General features: G+C 38.6%; 21 protein-coding genes. All 21 read left to right on the forward strand.

Going from position 1 to position 24,735, the window contains the following annotated elements; genetic code table 11:
• Position 1: 1 nt before the first annotated feature.
• On the forward strand, positions 2-967 hold the full coding sequence (gene ribF / locus ACVBAX_RS05900; RefSeq protein WP_447116224.1) for a bifunctional riboflavin kinase/FAD synthetase: 966 nt from the start codon (positions 2-4) through the stop codon (positions 965-967).
• A gap of 104 nt (positions 968-1,071) precedes the next feature.
• Positions 1,072-1,341, forward strand: a complete 270-nt coding sequence (gene rpsO, locus ACVBAX_RS05905; RefSeq protein ID WP_160545560.1) for a 30S ribosomal protein S15 — start codon at positions 1,072-1,074, stop codon at positions 1,339-1,341.
• A gap of 201 nt (positions 1,342-1,542) precedes the next feature.
• Complete coding sequence (gene pnp, locus ACVBAX_RS05910; protein ID WP_447116225.1) at positions 1,543-3,669, forward strand: polyribonucleotide nucleotidyltransferase; 2,127 nt, start codon at positions 1,543-1,545, stop codon at positions 3,667-3,669.
• Positions 3,670-3,824: 155 nt separating this feature from the next.
• Positions 3,825-4,793 carry a polysaccharide deacetylase family protein gene (locus ACVBAX_RS05915; protein WP_447116226.1) on the forward strand — a complete coding sequence of 323 codons (969 nt, stop codon included), beginning with the start codon at positions 3,825-3,827 and terminating at the stop codon, positions 4,791-4,793.
• A 68-nt stretch (positions 4,794-4,861) separates the two neighbouring features.
• A complete protein-coding gene (locus ACVBAX_RS05920) occupies positions 4,862-6,097 on the forward strand; it encodes a M16 family metallopeptidase (protein WP_447116227.1) in 1,236 nt (411 codons plus the stop codon).
• 119 nt (positions 6,098-6,216) lie between these two features.
• Positions 6,217-6,456, forward strand: coding sequence for a YlmC/YmxH family sporulation protein (locus ACVBAX_RS05925; protein ID WP_066053414.1), 240 nt, complete (start codon positions 6,217-6,219; stop codon positions 6,454-6,456).
• A 143-nt stretch (positions 6,457-6,599) separates the two neighbouring features.
• Entirely contained in the window at positions 6,600-7,496 is an 897-nt protein-coding gene (dpaA, locus tag ACVBAX_RS05930; RefSeq protein WP_447116228.1) for a dipicolinic acid synthetase subunit A, read from the forward strand.
• Position 7,497: 1 nt separating this feature from the next.
• On the forward strand, positions 7,498-8,097 hold the full coding sequence (gene dpaB, locus ACVBAX_RS05935) for a dipicolinate synthase subunit B (protein WP_447116229.1): 600 nt from the start codon (positions 7,498-7,500) through the stop codon (positions 8,095-8,097).
• A gap of 264 nt (positions 8,098-8,361) precedes the next feature.
• The gene (gene asd, locus ACVBAX_RS05940) at positions 8,362-9,414 is read left to right on the forward strand and encodes an aspartate-semialdehyde dehydrogenase (RefSeq protein WP_447116230.1); all 1,053 of its coding nucleotides are present in this window, start codon (positions 8,362-8,364) and stop codon (positions 9,412-9,414) included.
• A 32-nt stretch (positions 9,415-9,446) separates the two neighbouring features.
• On the forward strand, positions 9,447-10,667 hold the full coding sequence (gene dapG, locus ACVBAX_RS05945) for an aspartate kinase (protein WP_447116231.1): 1,221 nt from the start codon (positions 9,447-9,449) through the stop codon (positions 10,665-10,667).
• 40 nt (positions 10,668-10,707) lie between these two features.
• A complete protein-coding gene (gene dapA, locus ACVBAX_RS05950) occupies positions 10,708-11,574 on the forward strand; it encodes a 4-hydroxy-tetrahydrodipicolinate synthase (RefSeq protein WP_447116232.1) in 867 nt (288 codons plus the stop codon).
• Between the two features lie 212 nt (positions 11,575-11,786).
• On the forward strand, positions 11,787-13,454 hold the full coding sequence (locus tag ACVBAX_RS05955; RefSeq protein ID WP_447116233.1) for a ribonuclease J: 1,668 nt from the start codon (positions 11,787-11,789) through the stop codon (positions 13,452-13,454).
• Positions 13,455-14,017: 563 nt separating this feature from the next.
• Complete coding sequence (locus ACVBAX_RS05960) at positions 14,018-14,773, forward strand: ClpP family protease (RefSeq protein ID WP_447116234.1); 756 nt, start codon at positions 14,018-14,020, stop codon at positions 14,771-14,773.
• The gene (locus ACVBAX_RS05965; RefSeq protein ID WP_447116235.1) at positions 14,770-14,982 is read left to right on the forward strand and encodes a YlzJ-like family protein; all 213 of its coding nucleotides are present in this window, start codon (positions 14,770-14,772) and stop codon (positions 14,980-14,982) included. The genes ACVBAX_RS05960 and ACVBAX_RS05965 overlap by 4 nt, the downstream gene beginning before the upstream one ends.
• Before the next feature lie 151 nt (positions 14,983-15,133).
• Positions 15,134-17,473: a DNA translocase FtsK gene (locus ACVBAX_RS05970; protein WP_447116236.1), complete on the forward strand. Its 2,340-nt coding sequence runs from the start codon at positions 15,134-15,136 to the stop codon at positions 17,471-17,473.
• A gap of 246 nt (positions 17,474-17,719) precedes the next feature.
• Entirely contained in the window at positions 17,720-18,445 is a 726-nt protein-coding gene (locus ACVBAX_RS05975; RefSeq protein WP_251515624.1) for a GntR family transcriptional regulator, read from the forward strand.
• A gap of 89 nt (positions 18,446-18,534) precedes the next feature.
• Positions 18,535-19,647 (forward strand): BMP family lipoprotein, encoded by a 1,113-nt coding sequence (locus ACVBAX_RS05980; protein WP_447116237.1) that lies wholly within the window; start codon positions 18,535-18,537, stop codon positions 19,645-19,647.
• Positions 19,648-19,898: 251 nt separating this feature from the next.
• Positions 19,899-21,434 (forward strand): ABC transporter ATP-binding protein, encoded by a 1,536-nt coding sequence (locus ACVBAX_RS05985; protein ID WP_447116238.1) that lies wholly within the window; start codon positions 19,899-19,901, stop codon positions 21,432-21,434.
• Positions 21,427-22,473, forward strand: a complete 1,047-nt coding sequence (locus tag ACVBAX_RS05990) for an ABC transporter permease (RefSeq protein WP_430774057.1) — start codon at positions 21,427-21,429, stop codon at positions 22,471-22,473. The genes ACVBAX_RS05985 and ACVBAX_RS05990 overlap by 8 nt, the downstream gene beginning before the upstream one ends.
• A complete protein-coding gene (locus ACVBAX_RS05995; protein ID WP_447116239.1) occupies positions 22,474-23,433 on the forward strand; it encodes an ABC transporter permease in 960 nt (319 codons plus the stop codon).
• 143 nt (positions 23,434-23,576) lie between these two features.
• Positions 23,577-24,662: a GGDEF domain-containing protein gene (locus ACVBAX_RS06000; RefSeq protein ID WP_447116240.1), complete on the forward strand. Its 1,086-nt coding sequence runs from the start codon at positions 23,577-23,579 to the stop codon at positions 24,660-24,662.
• The last annotated feature ends 73 nt before the right edge of the window (positions 24,663-24,735 follow it).

Genomic DNA, 24,735 nt, shown 5'->3' on the forward strand with positions numbered 1-24,735 from the left:
TGTGGAAGTTTTAAATATTACACATCCTCATCAATTCTCAAAAGATATGTTTCAGCCAATGGTCGTTGCTCTTGGTTATTTTGATGGGGTACATTTAGGACATAAGAGAGTTATTGATACGGCTTTGAAAAAAGCCAAGGAAAAGGGAATAAAAAGTGCAGTAATGACATTTACACCTCATCCATCAGTTGTCCTTAAAAAGGTAGATAAGGTTGAGTATATTACACCGTTAGAAGAAAAGATCAAAATTATTTCTGAACAACAGATTGATTACTTATTTGTTGTCAATTTTACAAACGAATTTGCTAACCTACTACCACAGGAGTTTGTCGACCAATATTTAATTGAACTAGGCGCTGTTCACGTTGTTGCTGGTTTTGATTATTCTTATGGAAAGCTTGGTAAAGGGACAATGGAAACTCTACCGTTTCATTCAAGACAAGCATTCACCTTTACGGTTGTACCTAAACTCGAAAGCCATGATGAAAAAATCAGTTCAACTTTAATCAGAAATAAAATAAAAAATGGTCAACTTGACACTCTCACGGAGCTACTAGGTCGTTACTATACGACAACAGGAATCGTTGTTCACGGTGACAAAAGAGGAAGAACGATTGGATTCCCGACAGCAAATATTGACTTAAATGAGGAATATATTATGCCGCCACTAGGTGTTCACGCTGTCCGAATGCATGTAAAGGGAAAATGGCACGAAGGTGTGTGTAACATCGGGTTTAAACCCACTTTTAATAAGGAAAAATCGAATAGGCCAAGTGTCGAGGTTCATATATTTGACTTTGATGATCAAATATATGGAGAGTATGTAACGATAGAATGGCATAAATATCTTCGTTCGGAACAAAAATTTTCTGGAATTGATGAACTTGTGGCGCAAATCGAGCAAGATAAACAAAATTCACTGCTTTACTTTGAAAATTCAAAGACTAAGCCTTGCAATTTGTCATAAAAAAGTGTATTCTAAGAAACGTACGAAATGAACCTTTGCTTGGCTAGTCGAGTCACCGACGCTGGCTCAGTAACAGGGGATTGAAATTATAGGAGGTGAAACGGATGGCAATCACTAAAGAACGTAAAAATGAACTTATTAATGAGTACAAAACTCATGAAAGCGACACTGGATCTCCAGAAGTTCAAATCGCTGTCCTTACTGAGGAAATCAACAACTTAAATGACCACTTACGTACTCATAAGAAGGACCACCACTCACGTCGCGGTCTTTTAAAAATGGTAGGTAGACGTCGTAACTTATTAACATACCTTCGTAACAAGGATGTTACTCGTTACCGTGAATTAATCACGAAGCTTGGCTTACGTCGCTAATCTTTAAAGCGGGATTCTTTCCCGCTTTTTTGTTAGCAATAAATTTCTATCAAAGAGCTTTTTAAGGATTAATAATTATGTACATACTATAGAATATTCGCCTATATTCTTATATTTGTTCTCCATTACGGGATAGAACAATTTATATACATGTAAATACACGTTAACATACCAAAGAGAATTGGTAGAGAGGGGTAAAAAATGGGACAAGACAAGAAAATCTATTCAATAGATTGGGCTGGTCGTAAGCTTTCCGTCGAAATTGGACAGCTTGCTAAACAAGCAAACGGTGCTGTGCTCGTTCGCTATGGCGATACAGCAGTACTTAGTACGGCTACAGCATCAAAGGAACCGAAGAAACTTGATTTCTTTCCATTAACAGTAAACTATGAGGAGCGTCTTTACGCGGTAGGGAAAATTCCAGGTGGATTTATTAAACGTGAAGGACGTCCAAGTGAAAAAGCAATACTAGCTAGCCGCTTAATTGACAGACCGATTCGTCCATTGTTTGCTGATGGATTCCGTAATGAAGTTCAAGTAGTTAGTATGGTAATGAGTGTGGATCAAGACTGCTCATCTGAAATGGCAGCTATGTTTGGTTCATCACTGGCACTTTCTGTATCAGATATTCCTTTTGAAGGTCCAATAGCAGGTGTAACAGTTGGTCGTATTGATGGTCAATTTGTTATCAATCCTTCTGTTGCAGAAACAGAAAAGAGCGATATGCACTTAGTTGTTGCTGGAACAAAAGATGCCATTAACATGGTTGAAGCTGGTGCAGAAGAAGTACCAGAAGAAACGATGCTTGAAGCGATTATGTTTGGACATGAAGAAATAAAAAGATTAATTGCATTCCAAGAAGAAATTGCTTCTGAAATTGGTAAAGAAAAAACAGAAGTTGTCTTATATCAACTTGATGCTGAACTTGAAGCGGAAATTCGTGAAATATGTGAAGCAGACATGATTAAAGCCATTCAAGTTCAAGAAAAGCATGCTCGTGAAGATGCTATCCGTGCCGTAAAGGATACGGTTATTGCAAGATATGAGGAAGAAGAAGCAGCAGACGATGACTTAAAACAAGTAAAACAAATTTTAGATAAGATGGTTAAAGGCGAAGTTCGCCGTTTAATTACAGAAGAAAAGGTTAGACCTGATGGCCGTAATCCAGAGGAAATTCGTCCACTATCATCAGAGGTTGCTTTGCTTCCTCGTACACATGGCTCTGGTCTATTCACGCGTGGACAAACTCAAGCATTGAGTATTTGTACACTTGGCGCTTTAGGAGATGTACAAATCCTAGACGGACTAGGAATTGAAGAAGAAAAGCGTTTCATGCACCACTATAACTTCCCGAATTTCTCTGTTGGAGAAACTGGACCTATGCGTGGGCCTGGTCGTCGTGAAATTGGCCATGGTGCGTTAGGTGAGCGTGCACTAGAACCAATTATTCCTTCTGAAAAGGATTTCCCATACACGATTCGTCTTGTATCAGAAGTATTAGAATCAAACGGTTCTACCTCTCAAGCAAGTATTTGTGCGAGTACCTTGGCAATGATGGATGCTGGAGTTCCAATTAAAGCTCCTGTAGCTGGTATTGCGATGGGTCTTGTGAAATCTGGTGAGCATTACACGATCCTTACTGATATCCAAGGCATGGAAGACCATTTGGGCGATATGGACTTTAAAGTGGCTGGAACGTCAAAAGGTGTAACAGCATTACAAATGGATATAAAAATCGAAGGTCTATCAAGACAAATTCTTGAAGAAGCATTACAGCAAGCAAAGAAAGGCCGTATGCAAATTCTTGATTCCATGCTTTCGACGATTTCAACTCCGAAAGAGCAGCTTTCTATGTATGCACCAAAGATTATTACAATCTATATCAACCCTGATAAGATTCGTGATGTAATTGGACCAAGTGGAAAGCAAATCAATAAGATTATAGAAGAAACTGGTGTGAAAATTGATATCGAGCAGGATGGTACAGTCTTCATCTCATCTACTAATGAAGAAATGAACCAAAAAGCTAAGAAAATCATTGAAGACATCGTTCGTGAAGTTGAAGTTGGACAAATGTATTTAGGGAAAGTAAAACGAATTGAGAAATTCGGAGCGTTTGTTGAGCTATTTAGCGGAAAAGATGGGTTAGTTCACATTTCTGAACTTGCTGAAGAAAGAGTAGGCAAAGTAGAAGATGTGTTAGCTATTGGTGATGAAATCTTAGTGAGAGTTATGGAAATTGATAAGCAAGGGCGTGTAAACTTGTCACGTAAAGTCGTTCTTAAAGAGCAACGTGAACAAAAAGAACAAGCCCAAAATAAAGAATGACAATGAAAAGCCAGGTCTTCCTCCTGGCTTTTTCCATACAACATAATGGTATCGCTTACATTCGGTAAGTTTCTAGCGCATAGAAAGAATTGTCTTTTGCATGTTCTACCTTGTCCTTTCTTTACATAATGTACAAGTGAAGGAGGAGAGAAAGAATGAAGAAACTAATTACTATTTCTATAATTGGTATGCTCTCTATTATGTTAGTTAACAATCCACTTACAGATCGATACGTCCTTGGATTAAAGGTGATTAATATTCCTGCTTCGGGTCAAAAAAACGCATTGTATTTGGAGATTGAAGAAATAGCAAAAGAATACGAAAAACCAGCTCAAGATGCAAAGATTGACCCTGTTTGGAAGGCCATCCCTGGATATAATGGCTTAAAAGTCGACATTTCTGCTAGTTATGCTAAGATGAAAAAGGACGGGAAATTCGATGCGGCCAAACTCGTATACATACAGACAACACCAGCAGTTCATTTAAAGGATTTGCCCCCTACCGCCATTTATAAAGGCCACCCTGATAAGCCGATGGTTTCATTTATTATAAATGTCGCATGGGGAAATGAGTACCTTGGACCAATTTTGGAAACGTTAAAAAAGAATAATGTTCATGCAAGCTTTTTTCTTGAAGGAAGATGGGTAAAAGAAAACCCAGAACTTGCAAAAATGATTGTTGAGGCCGGTCATGAAGTTGGGAACCATTCTTATACTCATCCAGATATGAAGCAAATTTCTTCAGCTAAAATTCGAGAAGAAATTGTAAAAACAAACGAAGTGATTAAAGCTACAACGGGAGAGGAAGTTGTTTGGCTCGCTCCGCCAAGCGGAAGCTTCCGTGAGGAAGTAGTGAAAATCGCATCAGAGTATAAGCTTGGAACAGTCATGTGGAGTGTTGATACAATTGATTGGCAAAAGCCAACACCAGAGCAACTTATCAACCGTGTGATGGGAAAAGTGCATAAAGGAGCTATGATTCTGATGCATCCAACCGATTCAACGGCAAAAGCTCTTGATGAGCTTATTAAACAAATTAAGCTCGAAAAATATGAAATTAATACGGTGTCTGAGTTATTGAGTGAAGAACGTATCATGAAGAAATCTGTTTTAAATGAGCAATAATAATTGATAGTCACAACAGAAACCGTATAATTATCGTAGCAATACGCTGTAGAACAGGAGGAGTTCACGTGATAAAGAGATATACATGCCAAAATGGGGTTAGAATTGTTCTAGAAAATATCCCTACAGTTCGTTCCGTCGCGATCGGAGTTTGGATCGGAACTGGCTCTCGAAATGAAACACCTGAAAATAACGGAATTTCGCATTTTCTTGAGCATATGTTCTTTAAAGGTACAAAAACAAGAACTGCTAGGGAAATTGCAGAGAGTTTTGATAGCATCGGTGGACAAGTGAACGCCTTTACATCCAAGGAATATACTTGCTATTATGCGAAGGTTCTTGATACCCATGCTAGCTTCGCTCTTGATGTATTATCTGATATGTTTTTCCACTCGACATTCGTTGCTGAGGAATTAGATAAAGAAAAGAATGTGGTATATGAAGAAATTAAAATGTATGATGACACACCGGATGACATCGTGCACGATCTTTTAAGTAAAGCGATTTATGAAAACCATTCTCTTGGGTTTCCGATACTTGGAACAGAGGATACGTTAGCAACCTTTACAGGAGACACGCTAAATCAATATATGCATGATACATACACTCCTGAAAATGTGGTGATTTCAGTTGCAGGAAATATTTCTGAAGCCTTTATTCAAGAAGTGGAGAAGTTGTTCGGGTCATACGAAGCAGGAAAATCGAACAATCAATTCGAAAAACCTCAGTTTCATACAAACCGACTTTCAAGAAAGAAAGAAACGGAACAAGCCCATTTATGTATTGGATATGAAGGGTTACAGGTTGGAGATGAGGAAATCTATAACTTGATCACTCTAAATAATATCTTAGGTGGAAGTATGAGTAGTAGATTGTTCCAAGAAGTTCGTGAACAGCGTGGCCTTGCATATTCTGTATACTCTTATCATTCTTCGTTCCAAGATTCTGGTGTAATTACGATTTATGGTGGTACAGGTGCAAAACAGTTGGACGTATTATTTGATACGATTCAAGAAACCTTGTCAAAACTAAAGGCTGAAGGTATTACAGATAAAGAACTTCGAAATAGTAAGGAGCAGCTAAAGGGTAGCTTAATGCTTAGCCTTGAAAGCACCAATAGTCGTATGAGCCGTAACGGGAAAAATGAGCTTCTATTAGGAAGACATCGCACCCTTGATGAAATTGTTGAGCAAATAGATGCCGTTTCAAAAGATGGTGTAGATGCTATGGCTAATAAAATCTTTAATGACAAGTATTCTGCGTCCTTAATTAGTCCAGACGGAGTACTTCCAAGAAATATTTAGTTTTTAAAGCCTGAGATTTTTCTGCTCAGGCTTTTTTGCTATTTTCTTTTTAAATCCTACGTATATATTTAGCTTACCCATACTAGGATATAGAGAGGACAAAAGGGGGAGAGATGAAATTGAGACTAAGTGAATTGAGCGGAAAGGAAATTGTAGATGTCAAAAAAGCAGAAAGGCTTGGCATACTTGGTCAGACGGATTTAGAGATAAATGAAAGTAATGGCCAAATACAGGCTCTTCTAATTCCCTCGGTGAAATGGTTTGGTTTTAAAAGGCAAGGAGGAGAGGTTAGAGTTCCATGGAAGCATATAAAAACTATTGGAACGGATATGATTATCATTGATATTCAAGAAGAGTAAAGAACTGTGCGTAGGCATCAGTTCTTTTTTTATTTAGGCTTTTTTCCTAGGAAAACTCACCGATTACGGAGTAAATACATAGTATGTTGGAGTAATGCAGTAAGATTTGGATTTGGATCATTTAAAAAGAAGGTGAGTGTTTCATGCTAACAGGGATGCAAATAGCAGTCATAGGCGGAGACGCAAGACAGCTCGAAATCGTCCGGAAGCTAACAGAGCTCGATGCGAAGCTCTCTTTGATTGGCTTTGAGCAACTCGACCATGCCTTTACTGGTGCAGTAAAGGAGAAATTGGATGAAGTAGTATTTTCAGATATAGATGCGATCATTTTGCCGGTAGCTGGAACGAATATGGAAGGTCAAGTAGAGACGATCTTCTCGAATGAAAAAGTAGTTTTAACTGCAGAGCATTTACAACAAACACCAGAACACTGTACGATTTATTCCGGAATTTCAAATGCATACATGAATAAAATTACGGGTGACTCCAAACGAAGACTCGTGAAATTGTTCGAACGGGACGATGTTGCTATCTATAATTCCATACCAACAGTCGAAGGTACGATTATGATGGCAATTCAGCACACCGACTTTACTATACATGGATCAACGATTATGGTGCTTGGCTTAGGGAGAGTAGGGATGAGTGTGGCACGCACATTCTCTGCTTTAGGTGCAAAAGTGAAAGTGGGAGCGAGAAAAGGAGAGCATATTGCTCGTATTACTGAAATGGCTTTAACACCATTTCACCTTGACGAATTATCTCAACAGGTGAAGGATGTTGATATTTGCATCAATACGATTCCTGATTTAATCGTCACCGCTTCCGTTATCTCAAGAATGCCTACTCATACACTGATCATTGATTTAGCATCAAAGCCTGGTGGAACCGATTTTCGATATGCTGAAAAAAGAGGAATAAAAGCTCTTTTGGCCCCAGGGCTTCCAGGCATCGTTGCTCCAAAAACAGCAGGTCAAATTTTAGCAAACGTTCTTTCTCAACTGCTGTTAGATGATATGCAATCAAGAAAGGGGAAGTAACATGAGCTTAAAAGGAAAAAAAATCGGCTTCGGTTTAACGGGTTCTCACTGTACGTATGATGCAGTATATCCAGAAATCGAGAATCTTATCAATTCTGGTGCAGAAGTATTACCCGTGGTAACGAACACCGTGAAAAATACAACGACTCGCTTTGGAAAAGGTGAGGATTGGATTGAAAGAATTGAAAAGTTAACTGGAAATAAAGCGATTGATTCGATTGTTGGTGCCGAGCCACTAGGACCAAAGATTCCATTAGATTGCATGGTCATCGCTCCATTAACTGGAAATTCAATGAGTAAATTTGCAAATGCGATGACTGATTCTCCTGTGTTAATGGCTGCAAAAGCGACGTTGCGAAATGGAAAACCGGTAGTATTAGGGATTTCCACAAATGATGCTCTTGGATTAAATGGAGTCAATTTGATGAGATTGATGGCGACAAAGAATATATTTTTTATTCCGTACGGCCAAGATGACCCAGTTAAAAAACCAAATTCATTAGTCGCTCGTATGACCATGCTAGCAGATACAGTGGAAGCTGCTCTTTCTGGCCGACAAATTCAACCAGTACTCGTCGAAAGGTATAAAGATGCACAATAGGCAATAGAGGTAATATGCCCTCATCCAACTCTAGCAATAGTCTAAAAGCCGTGTTACTAGGAAAAATAGGTTCCTACGCACGGCTTAAATAAAAAATGTACTTCATTAATGCATGAATATGTTAAAATAGATGTTATTATATAGCCATGGAACAGAATGGCGGTACAAAGGACATTTATTACATGTTGATGTTTTTAATAATGCGATAAATGTTTTACTAGAATTCATATCGATCATTAGAGATATTGGAAGGGGAATAATGAAATGGCATTATCAGAAAAAGGATTTCATGTAGCTGTTGTGGGAGCAACAGGAGCAGTAGGTCAACAAATGATTCAAACTCTTGAAAATAGAGAATTCCCAATCTCAAAATTAACGTTATTATCATCACCACGTTCAGCTGGTAGTAAAGTCCTTTTTAAAGGGGTAGAACATACGGTTCAAGTAGCAAAGCCAGAGAGCTTTGAAGGGGTCGATATTGCGTTATTTAGTGCAGGTGGAAGCGTATCACTTGAACTAGCACCAGAAGCAGTTAAGCATGGTGCTATTGTTGTGGATAACACAAGTGCATTCCGCATGGATGAAAATGTACCACTAGTTGTACCTGAAGTAAATGAAATGGACTTACATGAACATAAAGGAATTATTGCTAATCCGAATTGCTCTACGATCCAAATGGTTGTAGCATTAGAACCAATTCGTAAGCAATATGGTTTAAATAAAATTATCGTTTCAACGTATCAAGCGGTTTCTGGATCTGGTGCGGCTGCGGTGGAAGAGTTGTACGAGCAAACTAAAGCAATCGTAGCTAATGAGAGTTATGAGCCAAAAATTTTGCCAGTAAAATCTGATAAAAAACATTATCAAATTGCTTTTAATGCAATTCCACAAATTGATAAGTTCCAAGAAAACGGATTTACGTATGAAGAAATGAAAATGATCAATGAAACAAAGAAAATTATGCACTTACCAGAAATCCAAGTAGCAGCTACTTGCGTTCGTCTACCAGTTGCGACAGGACACTCTGAGTCACTGTTTGTTGAAGTAGAGCAGGCGGGTGTATCTGCACAGGATGTGAAGAACTTACTAGAGAATGCACCAGGAGTCGTTCTTCAAGATGACCCGGAAAATCAACTTTACCCAATGCCTGCAAATTGTGTTGGTAAAAATGATGTATTTGTTGGTCGTATTCGTAAAGATTTGGACAATGAAAAAGGTTTCCATATGTGGGTTGTTTCAGATAATCTACTTAAAGGAGCTGCGTGGAACTCTGTTCAAATCGCAGAAAGTTTAGTGAAGTTAGGTATTGTAAAATAGAAATTTAAAGCTGTAAAACTAGAGGTGTAACAATGAGAATGATTGTTCAAAAATTCGGTGGCACTTCAGTAAAAGATGAAAAAAGTCGAAATCTTGCAATTGGACATATTAAAAATGCATTAGCTGAAGGGTATAAAGTGGTGGTCGTTGTATCCGCTATGGGTAGAAAAGGGGATCCATATGCAACAGACACTCTGCTTTCCCTTATCGGCGGTGCACAAAGTCTAATTTCTAAACGTGAACAGGACTTGTTACTGTCTTGTGGGGAAGCCATTTCGAGTGTGGTATTCTCTAACTTACTACTTGAAGCAGGCGTTAACGCAACATCGTTAACTGGTGCGCAAGCAGGTTTTCTAACTACTGATGACCATACAAATGCGAAGATTATTAAGATGAATTGTGAGCGAGTGATTGAAGAGCTCGAACAACACGATGTAGTGGTTGTTGCAGGCTTTCAAGGTGCCGCTCAAAATGGTGACATTACTACGATAGGACGTGGAGGAAGTGACACGTCAGCTGCAGCACTTGGGGCAGCTTTAAAAGCAGAGGTTATCGACATATTTACAGATGTCGAAGGAATTATGACAGCAGACCCTAGAATTGCTGAAAATGCTAGACCACTTGGGGTTGTTACGTATACAGAAGTGTGTAATCTGGCATACCAAGGTGCGAAAGTTATTCACCCAAGAGCGGTTGAAATTGCTATGCAAGCGAAGGTGCCGATTCGTATTCGTTCTACGTATTCGGATGGTGAAGGAACCCTAGTTACTTCTACTTCGAATAATCATCGCGGAAGTGATATTAAGGAACGGACAGTAACGGGAATTGCACATCTGTCACCTGTCACTCAAATTAAAGTACTGGCTAAAAAAGGTCAATATAACCTTCAGGCTGAAGTATTCAAATCAATGGCCAATGAGAAGATTAGTGTTGATTTTATTAACATTTCACCTAATGGGGTGGTTTACACCGTATCCAGTGAAATGACGGATAAGGCACTTACCGTTCTGCGTGATTTAGGTCATGAGCCTGAGTTTGAGAAAAATTGTGCCAAGGTATCTGTTGTGGGTGCAGGAATCGCAGGTGTTCCGGGAGTTACTTCAAAAATTGTATCAGCTCTTTCTGAAAATGGAATTCGTATCCTTCAATCGGCTGATAGTCATACAACGATATGGGTTCTTGTTAAGGAAGATGATTTGGTTACAGCCGTTAATTCGTTGCATGATGCCTTTAACCTTGATAAAGAGAACTAAAGATTTTTTCTAAGTGGATTAGATTTAAAGGAGTGGCAATATGGTTTTATTTGGTCGAGTCTCTACGGCGATGGTTACGCCTTTTGATAGCAAAGGGCATATTGATTTTGCAAAAACAACATTATTAATCAATCACCTGATTGAAAACGGTTCGGATTCACTAGTTATTGCTGGAACAACTGGTGAGTCTCCAACGTTATCGAAGGAAGAAAAAGTCGCTTTATTTCAACATGTGGTAAAGGTTGTAGATAAGCGTGTTCCTGTTATTGCAGGAACAGGAAGCAATAACACATATGCGACCATTGAGCTAACAAAAAAAGCAGAGGAAATTGGCGTAGACGCTGTGATGATTGTTGCTCCTTATTACAATAAACCAAATCAAGAAGGATTGTATCAGCATTTTAAGGCAGCTGCTGAAGCAACCACTCTTCCTGTTATGGTGTATAATATCCCGGGTAGATCTGTTGTCAATATCTTACCAGAAACAATCATTCGCTTATCTAAAATCCCTAATATTGTAGCGGTTAAAGAGGCTAGTGGTAATTTAAATGCTATGACGGCAATTATTGCTGGTACAGATGATGACTTCTTGTTATACAGTGGTGATGATGGGTTAACGATTCCGGTGTTATCTATTGGTGGGGTAGGGATTGTGTCAGTAGCATCACATGTGATCGGGAATGAGATGCAAGAAATGGTGTCAGCCTTTATCAATGGAGATATTCAAGAGGCTGCAAAGAAGCATCAACAGCTTCTGCCATTAATGGAAGGATTATTTAAAGCACCGAGCCCAACTCCTGTAAAAACAGCTCTCCAAATTAAAGGTCTTGATGTGGGGTCTGTAAGACTTCCTTTAGTCCCATTGAATGAACAAGAGAGAGCGCAGATTATCACGTTATTTAGCTAATATAAATACTAATTAGGTCAACCTCGTTGTGGGTTGGCCTTTTATTATGTGGGAATTTGACCGTATTTGTCGAAGTGGAGGATCTAAATACAGATTTATCCACTTCCTAATCAAACAAGTTTAATTTTGGTTGTAAAGGATTTCATCATTCAAGTATAATAATCATAACTGATCTTGGGTCGGATGAATTGACAGCATAGGAGGATTCTACTTTGAATAAGAGAAAGAATGAAAGTATTAAGCTTGTGGCTCTGGGGGGAGTCGGGGAATTCGGGAAAAACATGTATGTTATTGACGTGGACGGTGATTTATTTGTTTTAGATGCTGGGTTAATGTTTCCTGAAAATGAAATGCTAGGAATTGATATTGTTATTCCAGACATTTCATATTTAATTCAAAACAAGGATCGAGTAAAAGCTATTTTTCTAACGCATGGACATGAGGACCATATTGGGGCATTATCTTATACATTAAGAGAATTACATGTTCCTGTATATGGAACGAAGTTGACACTTGCACTGGCAAAAGCAAAGTTGGACGAGCAGGAATACAGAGGGAAAACGGATTTCCGAATCATCACTTCAGATTCAATTGTGAATTTTGATACGTGTGAAGTGTCTTTCTTCAAAACAAACCATAGCATTCCTGATTCTGTTGGTATCTGTCTTCATACATCTGAAGGTGCAATTGTATATACAGGAGATTTTAAATTTGACCAGGCTGCTACAGAACTTTATAAACCTGAAATTGGAAAGATGGCGCAAATTGGGGAAGAAGGGGTTCTATGCTTACTCTCTGATAGCACGGAAGCCGAAAAGCCAGGCTATACACCATCTGAATCAATCGTTGTAAGGGAAATGTCTGATGCTTTTTATAATGCTAAAGGTAGAATTATCGCTGCATCATTTGCATCTGACATTAATCGAATTCAGCATGTGTTTGATGCTGCATATGAAAGCAGAAGAAAGATAGCTGTAGTAGGAAAAAGTCTAGAGAAAATTTTTCACATTGCCTTGGATTTACATTACTTGCAAGTTCACGACGAGCTAATTATTCCAATTGAAGAAATTGATAATTATCCTGATGATGAAATTGTGGTGTTAACAACTGGAACACAAGGTGAACCAATTGAAGCACTTCAAAAAATGGCAAAACAAATTCACCGACAAGTTAACATCAAAAAAGGCGATACGGTTCTTATTGCTGCCTCTCCTCTCAGAGGGAGTGAAGTGTTTATTTATAAAACCATTGATATGTTGTATCGTGCAGGAGCACATGTGATCTCTGGAAAGAGAATCGTGAATACCTCTAGTCATGGTAGCCAGGAAGAGTTGAAGTTTATGATCAACTTAATGAACCCTAAGCTGTTTATTCCTGTTCATGGGGAATATCGAATGCTGAAGGCGCACAGCAAAGTGGCTGCCCAATGTGGGATTACAACGGATCGTATTTTCATTCCTGAAAGAGGAGAAGTATTAGAAATAAAAAATGAGCGATTTAAACCTGCTGGAAAAGTACCTGCTGGCAATGTACTTATCGATGGCAGCGGTGTAGGAGACGTCGGTAACATCGTCCTGAGGGATCGACGATTATTATCTCAGGATGGAATTTTAATTGTTGTTGTCACATTAAGCAGAGCAGAAAAGAAAATTACTGCAGGTCCAGAAATCATATCACGTGGCTTTGTTTATGTGAGAGAGTCAGAAAAGCTTATGGATGAATCCACACAGCTTGTTAGAAGTATTGTAGAAAGAAACACAACAAGAGAATCATTTGATTGGGGAACAATGAAGCAAAGCATGAGAGATGAACTAAATCAATTTTTATATGATAAAACAAAACGTCGACCTATGATTCTCCCAATAATTATGGAAATATAAGATGAAAAATTCTAAAGAGTTCTGTTTTCGAGTACTATCTAATTAAAATAAACAAGAAAAGACGTATGATTTGGACATACGTCTTTTCTATATTTATTTTCTGCATCTAGATTCAAGAGGATCCGGACTTAGGCTGGGGATCAAGTTAAGTACCCGAGCTGATAAATAGACGGAGAAATTCCGTTTAATTAGTAATTTTTAATAAAAAAGGATTAAATAGGCGGAGGGATTCCGTCTATTGGCTCGGAAAATTCGAAAATAGGCGATTTTACTCTGCATAAGCGGAAAAACTCCCCTTATACCAGTCAAACGAGGCTTCATTTTGTATCTAACCGGAAATTCTCCGCTTATCATACTTTTAATCGATTAAGGGCAAAACACCTTATTTATAAAGGAGTGAGTTTTATCTCAAAAATCCAAAAAAACCTTATTTTGATGCATAAAGCTCTTCAAAACGGAACTCTTTAGAAAAATTTGTGAGCTTTTTTCAAATTTCCATTTCTCGCATGAAAAACCATAATGGGTTTCATACTAACATTATCATGTCTGAAGGGAGATTTGGTATGGAACCAATTAAATATAATAAACCGGATGATGGAGGGGGGAACGAACAAGAAACCCCAAAGGAAGAAAAACCATCGAGTTTAATCGAAAAAATTCAACAGCTAGGACAAACGAATGTCCCACAGTTAGCACAGGATTCAAAAATACACTGCTTAACAATTGTCGGACAGATTGAAGGACATATGACCCTCCCTCCGCAAAACAAAACGACAAAATACGAGCATCTCATTCCACAACTCGTAGCCATTGAGCAAAACCCTAAGATTGAGGGTCTGCTTGTTGTCCTAAATACCGTAGGTGGGGATGTAGAAGCAGGGTTAGCAATTTCTGAGATGCTGGCCTCTCTGTCTAAGCCAACTGTGTCCATTGTATTAGGGGGTGGCCACTCAATTGGAGTACCAATCGCGGTATCTTGTGATTACTCATATATTGCAGAAACAGCAACAATGACGATACATCCGATCCGTTTGACCGGTTTATTTATCGGTGTGCCTCAAACGTTTGAGTATTTAGATAAGATGCAGGATCGAGTGGTGACTTTTGTGACAAAGCACTCTAAGATTACAGAAGAGAAGTTTAAAGAATTAATGTTTGAAAAAGGAAACCTCACAAGAGACATCGGAACAAATGTCGTGGGTACGGATGCTGTAAAATACGGATTAATTGATGAAGTTGGCGGGATTGGTCAAGCAATGAAGAAGTTAAATGAACTGATTGCGATTAACAATGAAGGAACAGAGGGGATGGTTCAATGATCCTTTATACACTCACCCCACCAGAAATGATTTTTCCGAATGACAGTCAGGAGGTTACCAACCAGAAAATGTACCATCTTGATGGAATTCCCTTATTGGTTGAATCTGACCCAGAAGGCGCTTATCGAGTGGTTCGTGTCATGAGTAGCGACCCTGCTCATTACTTAGATGGGAGATGTACACCAGGATCAAAAATATCTTTCTTGTAATGTGTGTCTTCAGGATGGATTTATTATGCTATAATAAAGTTGTATCAGGTAGGCAGCCAACTGAGGCTGCTTTTCTTGTCTTTAATAAAGGGTTTAACACATAAAACAAACGACTAAGATAGTAGTAATAATTCAACAGTAAGGTGATAAAATGGCTAAGAAAAAAAGAAGACAAACAAGAAGTAAGGATGGTTTTAAGCGAACGGTAAAATTCGAACTTATTGGACTTATACTAATTGCGTTAGCGACTATTTCCATTGCCAGACTTGGTGCGGTTGGACAAGCAGTGGTTATGTTTTTTCGTTTCTTTTCAGGTGAGTGGTATATGGTGAATTTAATTAGTTTGGCTGTTATCGGTGCGTATTTTATGTGGAAACGTGAAATTCCATCCTTTTTCCAAAGTAAATGGATAGGAATGTATTTTATTGTTTCTGCTCTATTACTTCTGAGCCATGTTACATTGTTTGAGCTTCTTGCAAATGATGGGAGAACAGATAGCCCAAGTGTAATAAAAAATACTTTCGAGCTTTATTGGATGGAAGTTAGAGGGGAAACGAGTACAACCGATTTAGGCGGGGGAATGATTGGTGCACTTTTATTTGCCATGTCCTATTATTTGTTTGCGGAGGCAGGAACAAAAATTATTGCTGCTCTGTTCTTTATTATTGGATTCATTTTGCTCACAGGTAGAACATTAGGTGAGCCCCTAGGAAAAGCCATCATTGCATTTGGTCAGTTTTTAAAGAATCAGCTTCATGTTTTTGGAGATGATATGAAAACTTGGAGAAAAGAACGTAGAGAAAAGACTAAGAAAAAGAAGGAAGAAAATCGAAAAAATATAGAAAAGAAGGAACAAGAAGAGAGAGTCATTCCTATCTCTAGTGCAATGACACCGCCAGAAGAAGAAAGAGTCATTGAACCTATTATTTCTAGCTTCACAGAGAGAGCCTATTCTGAGCCGCCCGTAGAACAACCGGCAAAAAAAGGGAAGGTACAGTCACAAACCGAAGACGATAGTGTACCGCCAATTACATTTACGGAAGTTGAAAATAAAGATTATGAGCTTCCATCAATTCAGTTGTTAAAAGCACCTCGTCATACCGATCAAAGTGGCGAATATGAGCTAATACATGCAAATGCAGCAAAGCTTGAAAGAACGTTCTTAAGCTTTGGAGTAAAAGCAAAAGTAACACAAGTTCATTTAGGTCCAGCTGTTACAAAGTATGAAGTTCATCCTGACGTTGGTGTGAAAGTTAGTAAAATTGTTAATTTAAGTGATGATTTAGCACTTGCCTTAGCGGCTAAGGATATCCGAATGGAAGCACCGATCCCGGGTAAATCAGCGATTGGGATTGAAGTACCTAACTCCGAGGTTGCTATGGTATCTCTGCGTGAAGTATTGGAGTCTAAGAAGAACGATCGACCAGAATCAAAGCTTATGATTGGACTTGGTCGTGATATTACGGGCGAAGCAGTATTAGCTGAGTTAAACAAAATGCCTCACTTGCTTGTTGCTGGGGCTACAGGAAGTGGTAAAAGTGTATGTATTAATGGGATTATTACTAGTATCTTAATGAGAGCCAAGCCTCATGAAGTAAAATTAATGATGATAGATCCGAAGATGGTTGAGCTGAATGTTTATAATGGAGTCCCACATCTATTAGCACCTGTTGTAACCGATCCAAAGAAGGCATCTCAGGCATTAAAAAAAGTAGTTAGTGAGATGGAAAGAAGATATGAGCTCTTTTCTCATACAGGAACACGTAATATTGAAGGATATAATGATTACATTCGCCGAATCAATATGGAGGAAGATACGAAGCAACCACTTCTGCCGTATATTGTTGTTATTGTGGACGAGCTTGCTGATTTAATGATGGTGGCCTCATCAGATGTGGAAGATGCTATTACAAGATTAGCTCAAATGGCTCGTGCGGCGGGCATTCACTTAATTATTGCTACACAACGTCCGTCTGTAGATGTTATTACAGGAGTTATAAAAGCTAATATTCCATCAAGAATTGCTTTTGCCGTTTCCTCTCAAATCGACTCTCGGACAATCTTGGATTCCGGAGGAGCTGAAAAACTGCTTGGTCGTGGCGATATGCTCTTTATGCCAGTAGGTGCTTCAAAGCCTATTCGTGTACAGGGTGCTTTTTTATCGGACGAAGAAGTAGAAGAGATAGTCGATTTTGTTATTGGTCAACAAAAGGCACAATATCAACAAGAAATGATTCCAGATGATATCCCTGAGCCTACCTCTGAAGTGGATGATGATTTATATGGCGACGCTGTTGATCTCATTCTAGAAATGCAAACAGCCTCCGTCTCGATGCTACAACGAAGATTTCGGATTGGTTATTCTCGTGCAGCACGTCTAATTGATGAGATGGAGCTTAGAGGAGTTGTAGGACCATACGAAGGAAGTAAACCGCGTACGGTGTTAATGACGAAGTCTGCTGACGATTCTTCAGCAGGAAATATAGACTAGGAAGGGCGATTCATATCGCCTTTCTAATTAGAACATATTGGAAACGTTTTCACTTTGTTTAGTGTGACATAATTTATCGTAGAGTACTGTAAGGGAAACGTGTAAAATAAGTTAACACGTTTTTTCGACAAAATTTATAAACTCTATTTATTTATACCTAAAAAAGTGTTATAGTATTTTCGATTAGTAGGAATGATTGAACATCAGAGGTCTGATGTCTTTTAGAAATGGTTGGAGGATGCTTGCATGTCTATTAAGTCAGATAACCGACATTTGTATTTACAGGTCATCGATCGGCTAAAAAAGGATATTGAGTCGGGGATATACAAAGAGAAAGAAAAGCTCCCGTCTGAATTTGACCTTGCTAAGCAGCTCGGTGTAAGCAGGGCGACGCTTCGAGAAGCTCTGAGAATTCTTGAAGAGGAAAACGTCATCATTCGCCGTCATGGAGTAGGGACATTTGTCCATGCTAAACCTCTATTTACGTCGGGAATTGAACAACTAAATAGTGTAACGAACATGATTGTTCAAGCAGGTATGAAACCAGGTACCATTTTCTTGAGCTCATCAACTCAAGGGGCTACCGAAGAGGACATCCGTCGATTCTCATGTTCTGTAGATGACGAAATTGTGGTAATGGAGAGAGTTCGAACAGCCAATGGAGAACCTGTTGTATATTGTATCGACAAAGTTCCCAACAAAATTCTGCCTGAGACCTTTTCACATGGAGAAGAATCTATCTTCAACATACTAGAAGAGGAAGCAAAACGAAATATTACATACGCAGTGGCCCAGATCGAACCGATTGGTTATCATGAAAAAGTTTCTCCCATCTTAGAATGTGACCCTGAAACTGCTTTGCTTGTTTTAAAGCAAATGCATTTTGACGAAATGGATGAACCAATCCTTTTTTCGGTAAACTACTTTAGAGCCGATAAATTTAGTTTTCATGTGCTTAGAAAAAGAATATAATGTTCTTTAAAGAGAATGATGCTAATGTTTCATCGGATTGCTAAGCGTTCTTGCTAAATCCAACAAAAATTCATAGGGGGTTTCAAACCATGAAAAAGCGTAAATTCGGTTTAGCTCTATCATTGGTTCTTGCTGCTGGAACAATTTTAGGTGCATGTGGAAAAGCAGAAGAAGAAAACAATGCAGCTGAAGGTGGCAACAAAGAAACAACAGAAGACGCATTCACAGTAGCGATGGTTACTGACGTAGGTGGAGTGGATGATAAGTCATTCAACCAATCTGCATGGGAAGGTCTTCAAGCATATGGTAAAGAAGTAGGCCTTGAAAAAGGTAAAGATGGTTTTGACTACCTGCAATCACAGTCAGATGCTGACTATTCTACAAACTTAAACACTCTTGCTCGTCAAGATTTTGATCTAGTATTCGGTATTGGTTTCCTTATGGAAGGTGCAATTAAAGAAATCGCTGCACAACAAACAGAAAGCAACTTCGCAATCGTTGATGCTCTTGTTGAGGAACCAAATGTTGTAAGCATTATGTTTAAAGAACAAGAAGCAGCTTTCTTAGCTGGTGTTGCTGCTGCAAAAGCAACTACTTCTAATAAAATCGGATTCCTTGGTGGAATGGAAATTCCTGTTATCGAGCGTTTCGAAACTGGATTTAAAGCTGGTGTTGCGGCTGTAAATCCTGATATCACAGTTGACGTACAATATGCTGGTGCATTTGATAAAGCGGAAGTTGGTCAAACAATTGCTTCTAGTATGTATTCTAAAGGTATTGACGTAATCTTCCATGCAGCTGGTGGAACGGGTAACGGTCTTTTCAAAGAAGCTCGTGACCTTAAGAAGAAAGAACCTGAAAGACAAGTTTGGGCAATCGGTGTTGACTCTGACCAAACAGCTGAGGGTGTAGTTGAAATCGATGGAAAAGAGCATAACGTAATCATTACTTCTGCACTTAAGCGTGTTGACAACGCAGTTAAAGACCTTTCTTTAAAAGCTAAAGATGGAGACTTCCCAGGTGGCGAAACAATCACTTACGGATTAGCTGAAGATGGTGTTGGTCTAGCTCCAATTAACGAAGAAGTAGCAGCTAAAGCTGACATTGAAACAGCAGTTGCTGATTTCTCTGAGAAGATTAAGAACGGTGATCTTGTGATCCCATCTACTTTAGAAGAGTTAAAGTCTTTCTCTGTACAATAATGTTTGGACAAAGGAATAAGAGGATCTTTCCTACCTCTTATTCCTTTTTTAAGGATAAAACTAGAAATGGAACTGAAGGGTAGAAATGTTTCTACGTTTCATTTGCATTTTTATTATTAGGGGAATTTACCCAAAAATAATAGGTCATACTACATGCTTGGGATACCAAGTTTTTTAAAAATTGCTAAAGGTCTGACCTCTTACTTTTACGAATAATTTGCTTAAACTATGAGCAAGGAGTGAGAAGAGAAATGGAATATGTTATTGAAATGCTAGGTATCCGTAAAGAATTCCCTGGAATCGTCGCAAACGATAATATTACCTTGCAACTAAAACAAGGGGAAATTCATGCATTGCTTGGTGAGAATGGTGCAGGAAAATCAACATTAATGAATGTGCTGTTTGGTTTATATCAGCCAGAACAAGGGGAGATACGTGTTCGAGGCAAAGAGGTGAAAATTACGAACCCGAATATTGCTAATGATTTAGGAATTGGAATGGTTCATCAGCATTTTATGTTAGTAGACAAGTTTACGGTAACAGAAAACATTATCCTTGGTAAGGAAACGAAATCAGGTTTAAAAATTGATTTGAAAAAGGCTGAGCAGGAAGTAAGAGATATCTCCGAGCGCTATGGACTAGCCGTTGATCCCCAAGCAAAAATCTCTGATATTTCTGTTGGAATGCAACAAAGAGTAGAAATCTTGAAAACGCTCTATAGAGGCGCCGAAATTTTGATATTTGATGAGCCAACTGCTGTTTTGACTCCACAAGAAATCAAAGAACTTATACAAATTATGAAAACGCTTATTAAAGAGGGCAAGTCAATCATTCTAATTACTCATAAGCTTAAAGAAATCATGGAAGTATGTGACCGTTGTACCGTTATCCGTAAGGGTGTTGGGATTGGTACAGTAAATGTTAGTGAAACGAATCCAAATGAACTTGCAAGCTTGATGGTTGGACGTGAAGTTACCTTTAAAACAGAGAAGGCAGATGCAAAGCCTGCGCAAAAAGTTCTTGAGATAAATGGTTTAGTTGTGAAAGACTCTAGAGGACTAATAGCAGTAAATAACCTAAATCTTGATGTTAAGGCAGGAGAAATCCTTGGTATTGCCGGTGTTGATGGAAATGGTCAAACGGAGTTAATCGAAGCGATTTCTGGATTGCGAAAATCAGAAAGTGGATCAATTCAGCTGAACGGGAAAGAGATCCGAAATCTTTCACCTCGTAAAATAACGGAGGCTGGCACTGGGCATATACCTCAGGACCGTCATAAGCACGGACTTGTTTTAGATTTTCCAATTGGTGAAAATATGGTGTTGCAAACATACTATAAATCACCATTTTCAAAAGCTGGTGTTTTAAACTTTAACAAAATCTATCAAAAAGCAAAATCACTTATTCAAGAGTTTGATGTTCGTACACCAAGTGAATTTACGCTTGCAAGAGCTTTATCTGGGGGGAACCAACAAAAGGCGATCATCGGGCGTGAAGTGGATCGAAATCCGGACTTGCTCATCGCGGCTCAGCCAACACGTGGACTTGACGTTGGGGCAATTGAGTTTATTCATAAGAGACTAATTGAACAGCGAGATAATGGAAAAGCTGTATTATTACTATCCTTTGAACTTGATGAAATTCTTAATGTTAGTGACCGAATCGCGGTTATTTACGAAGGGGAAATTGTTGCCATTGTAAATCCAAAGGAAACATCAGAACAAGAACTTGGATTATTAATGGCTGGTTCCAAACAGAAGGAAGTAGGTGAACAAACAAATGTCTAATCGTGTGAAAAACATTATTGTTCCTATCATGGCTGTCATATTAGGGATGTTAGTAGGAACCATTATTATGATTGTGACAGGCTACGATGCAGTAGCTGCCTTTACGGCCCTTTGGAATGGTGCATTTGGTGAGATTTATTACACTGGGGAAGTAATCCGCCAGGTTACACCGCTTATTTTAGCTGGGTTATCCGTCGCATTTGCCTTCCGAACAGGTCTATTCAATATTGGAGTTGAGGGCCAGTTAATCGTAGGTTGGTTGGCAGCTGTTTGGGTGGGGGTTGCGTTTGAACTTCCTGCCGTTATTCATACACTCGTTGCAGTTATTGCAGCAGGAGTTGCAGGTGCGTTATGGGCATTTATTCCGGGCCTACTAAAAGCAAAATTCCGTGTACACGAAGTAATCGTTACGATCATGTTAAATTATACAGCACTTCATGTGACAAACTATATTATCCGTACGGTTCTATCTGAAAAAAGCGATCGTACGGAAATGATTAAGGAAACAGCAACATTACGTTCTTCTTTCTTAGAAGGGTTAACCGACTTTTCACGTTTGCATTGGGGAATTGTAATTGCATTAATAGGTGTATTTATTATGTGGTTCCTACTTGAAAAGACAACTCGTGGATATGAATTACGTTCAGTTGGTTTCAACCAGCATGCTTCTCACTACGCTGGTATGAATGTTGATAAAAATATTATTCTTTCTATGGTTATCTCAGGTGCTTTTGCTGGACTAGCCGGAGCTATGGAAGGTTTAGGAACATTTGGTTATGCATCCATTAAAGGTGGTTTCACGGGAGTTGGATTCGATGGAATTGCAGTTGCACTACTTGGTGGAAATGGACCTATCGGCGTTATTTTAGCAGCATTACTTTTCGGAGCATTAAAAGTTGGGGCTTTAAATATGCCACTTGAGGCAGGAGTTCCAAATGAACTTGTTGATATTATTATTGCATTAATCGTGTTCTTTGTTGCAGCAAGTTATATGATTCGTCTGTTTATTGATCGTATTAGTAAAAAGGGGGTGAAGTAAGTGGGATTCATGGATATTTTATATATCGTAGTACCTTCTACTTTACTTTGGGCAGCTCCACTTATTTTCACTGCTTTAGGCGGTAACTTTTCAGAGCGTTCAGGTATCGTTAACATTGGACTAGAAGGTTTAATGGTAATCGGTGCATTTACAGCTATCGTATTTAATCTTGCCTTTGACCAGACACTCGGAAACTTAACTCCTTGGATTTCGTTATTAGTGGCGATGGTTGTAGGCGCACTATTATCCGTTTTACATGCTGTTGCATCGATCACATTCCGAGCTGACCAGACCGTTTCTGGGGTGGCCATTAACCTTTTGGCAGTTGGTGTAGCACTTTTCCTTGTTAAGCTTTTTTACGGAAAAGGTCAAACAGACATCATCCAAAAGGGCTTTAGTAAAATAGATATTCCTGTCTTAAGCGATATCCCTGTTTTAGGAAAAATATTTTTTTCCAATACGTATTACACCTCATTTGTGGCGATTATCGTTGCGTTTATCGCATGGTTTGTAATGTTTAAAACACCGTTCGGTCTTCGCCTTCGCGCAGTAGGTGAGCATCCAATGGCAGCAGATACGATGGGGATTAACGTGACAAGAATGAGATATATTGGTGTTATCATCTCTGGAGCACTTGGAGGGATTGGTGGAGGAGTATATGCTCAGTCCATTTCATCTGATTTCAGTCACGCGACGATATCCGGACAAGGGTTCATGGCACTTGCGGCATTAATTTTTGGAAAATGGCATCCACTTGGAGCGATGGGAGCAGCGTTATTCTTCGGATTCGCACAAAGCTTAAGTATCATTGGCTCTAGCTTGCCATTATTAGAAAATATCCCGAATGTATACTTGTTAATTGCACCATACATCTTAACGATCCTAGCGTTAACAGGATTCATCGGAAGAGCAGAAGGACCAAAAGCACTCGGAACACCATATATTAAAGGAAATAGATAAATCTCCGTTCTTACGGAGATTTTTTTTGTCTTTGCTATTCTACTAACTTTTGTTAAATTTTCGAACATTTGTATAATTTTAATGTTCAGTCTACAAGAATATGGTAAAATAGGGGTAATCCATTCGATAGAAGAGGTTTGATTATGAGGTTGTCATTATACTTAGACGATTATGAGACGGAAAAGATTTTTTCTTACTTACGTTGGATTTTTTTAGTTGTAGCTGTAATATTATTTTATTCGCCATTCTTTTCAGAATTGCTTGAGCTCGACCATCGTACATTCCCGATCTTACTGACAGTTGGGATCATCTATATGATTTGTACTCAAATAGTATTTTTGAAACTTAAACCTCAGAACCCATATTTTCATTTAATAACAAAAGCAGGTATTATCTTTGACTACGTAGCTGTGATTTGGCTCCTAGCCTTATCTGGTGGAGTAACGAGTCCATTATTTCCTATATTTTATTTAATCATCATGCACGCGACCATCTATTGGTACACAAAAGGAGCGTTTATTTCATCAGCTAGTTCAACCATAGGATATACGATTATTTTGTTAACTGAACAAAATATAACGCCGCTTATTTTGACCATTTTTGCACTTAATATCGCATTTATTTGGATTGTTGGTTTATTTGGATCAATGTTAGTTTTACGTGAAAGAAAACATTTGAAACAAAAGGAAATATATTACGAGTTAATGATTACCGATTACTTAACGGGTTTATATAATCATCGTAGTTTTCAGGAAGAAATGAAAAATCAGATAAAAGAAAAGGAACCATTTATATTATTGATGTCAGATATTGATCATTTTAAAAGAATCAATGACCGATACGGCCATATAGCTGGAGATGAAGTTTTAGCAGAAATCGGAAAACTTTTCAAAGAGTGTTCAAATCAAGCTGGTGGAGAGGCCTTCCGCTATGGCGGAGAGGAATTCGCTATTATTCTACCAAATCTTAGTGATCATGATATGAATGCGTTTTTTAAAGATATCTATGGCAAAATGAATACCTTAACATTTAATAGCTGTATGAGCAACGTAACTATGAGCTTTGGTGTTGCATATTCTGAGCATCACAATAACGATGAAGATTTACTAGCAGTGGCAGATTGCCTCTTGTATGATGCCAAGAGAAAAGGGAAGAACCAAGCAATATTTGATACGGGATTTGTCTATAGAAACGCCTATCCGCCTCGCCAAATTTCTTCACTTATTTAAACCTCCAATTACTGGAGGTTTTTTTACATATGTTTTCCTTCAATACCAAAAGTTGATAACACTTTGTCCAAAA

The sequence above is a fragment of the Robertmurraya sp. GLU-23 genome, from assembly GCF_052983275.1.

Coding starts and splice junctions, on each gene's coding strand:
- rpsO (WP_160545560.1), top strand. CDS start 1,072: ATGGCAATCACTAAAGAACGTAAAAATGAACTTATTAATGAGTACAAA.
- pnp (WP_447116225.1), top strand. CDS start 1,543: ATGGGACAAGACAAGAAAATCTATTCAATAGATTGGGCTGGTCGTAAG.
- ACVBAX_RS05915 (WP_447116226.1), top strand. CDS start 3,825: ATGAAGAAACTAATTACTATTTCTATAATTGGTATGCTCTCTATTATG.
- dpaA (WP_447116228.1), top strand. CDS start 6,600: ATGCTAACAGGGATGCAAATAGCAGTCATAGGCGGAGACGCAAGACAG.
- dpaB (WP_447116229.1), top strand. CDS start 7,498: ATGAGCTTAAAAGGAAAAAAAATCGGCTTCGGTTTAACGGGTTCTCAC.
- asd (WP_447116230.1), top strand. CDS start 8,362: ATGGCATTATCAGAAAAAGGATTTCATGTAGCTGTTGTGGGAGCAACA.
- dapG (WP_447116231.1), top strand. CDS start 9,447: ATGAGAATGATTGTTCAAAAATTCGGTGGCACTTCAGTAAAAGATGAA.
- dapA (WP_447116232.1), top strand. CDS start 10,708: ATGGTTTTATTTGGTCGAGTCTCTACGGCGATGGTTACGCCTTTTGAT.
- ACVBAX_RS05960 (WP_447116234.1), top strand. CDS start 14,018: ATGGAACCAATTAAATATAATAAACCGGATGATGGAGGGGGGAACGAA.
- ACVBAX_RS05965 (WP_447116235.1), top strand. CDS start 14,770: ATGATCCTTTATACACTCACCCCACCAGAAATGATTTTTCCGAATGAC.
- ACVBAX_RS05970 (WP_447116236.1), top strand. CDS start 15,134: ATGGCTAAGAAAAAAAGAAGACAAACAAGAAGTAAGGATGGTTTTAAG.
- ACVBAX_RS05975 (WP_251515624.1), top strand. CDS start 17,720: ATGTCTATTAAGTCAGATAACCGACATTTGTATTTACAGGTCATCGAT.
- ACVBAX_RS05980 (WP_447116237.1), top strand. CDS start 18,535: ATGAAAAAGCGTAAATTCGGTTTAGCTCTATCATTGGTTCTTGCTGCT.
- ACVBAX_RS05985 (WP_447116238.1), top strand. CDS start 19,899: ATGGAATATGTTATTGAAATGCTAGGTATCCGTAAAGAATTCCCTGGA.
- ACVBAX_RS05990 (WP_430774057.1), top strand. CDS start 21,427: ATGTCTAATCGTGTGAAAAACATTATTGTTCCTATCATGGCTGTCATA.
- ACVBAX_RS06000 (WP_447116240.1), top strand. CDS start 23,577: ATGAGGTTGTCATTATACTTAGACGATTATGAGACGGAAAAGATTTTT.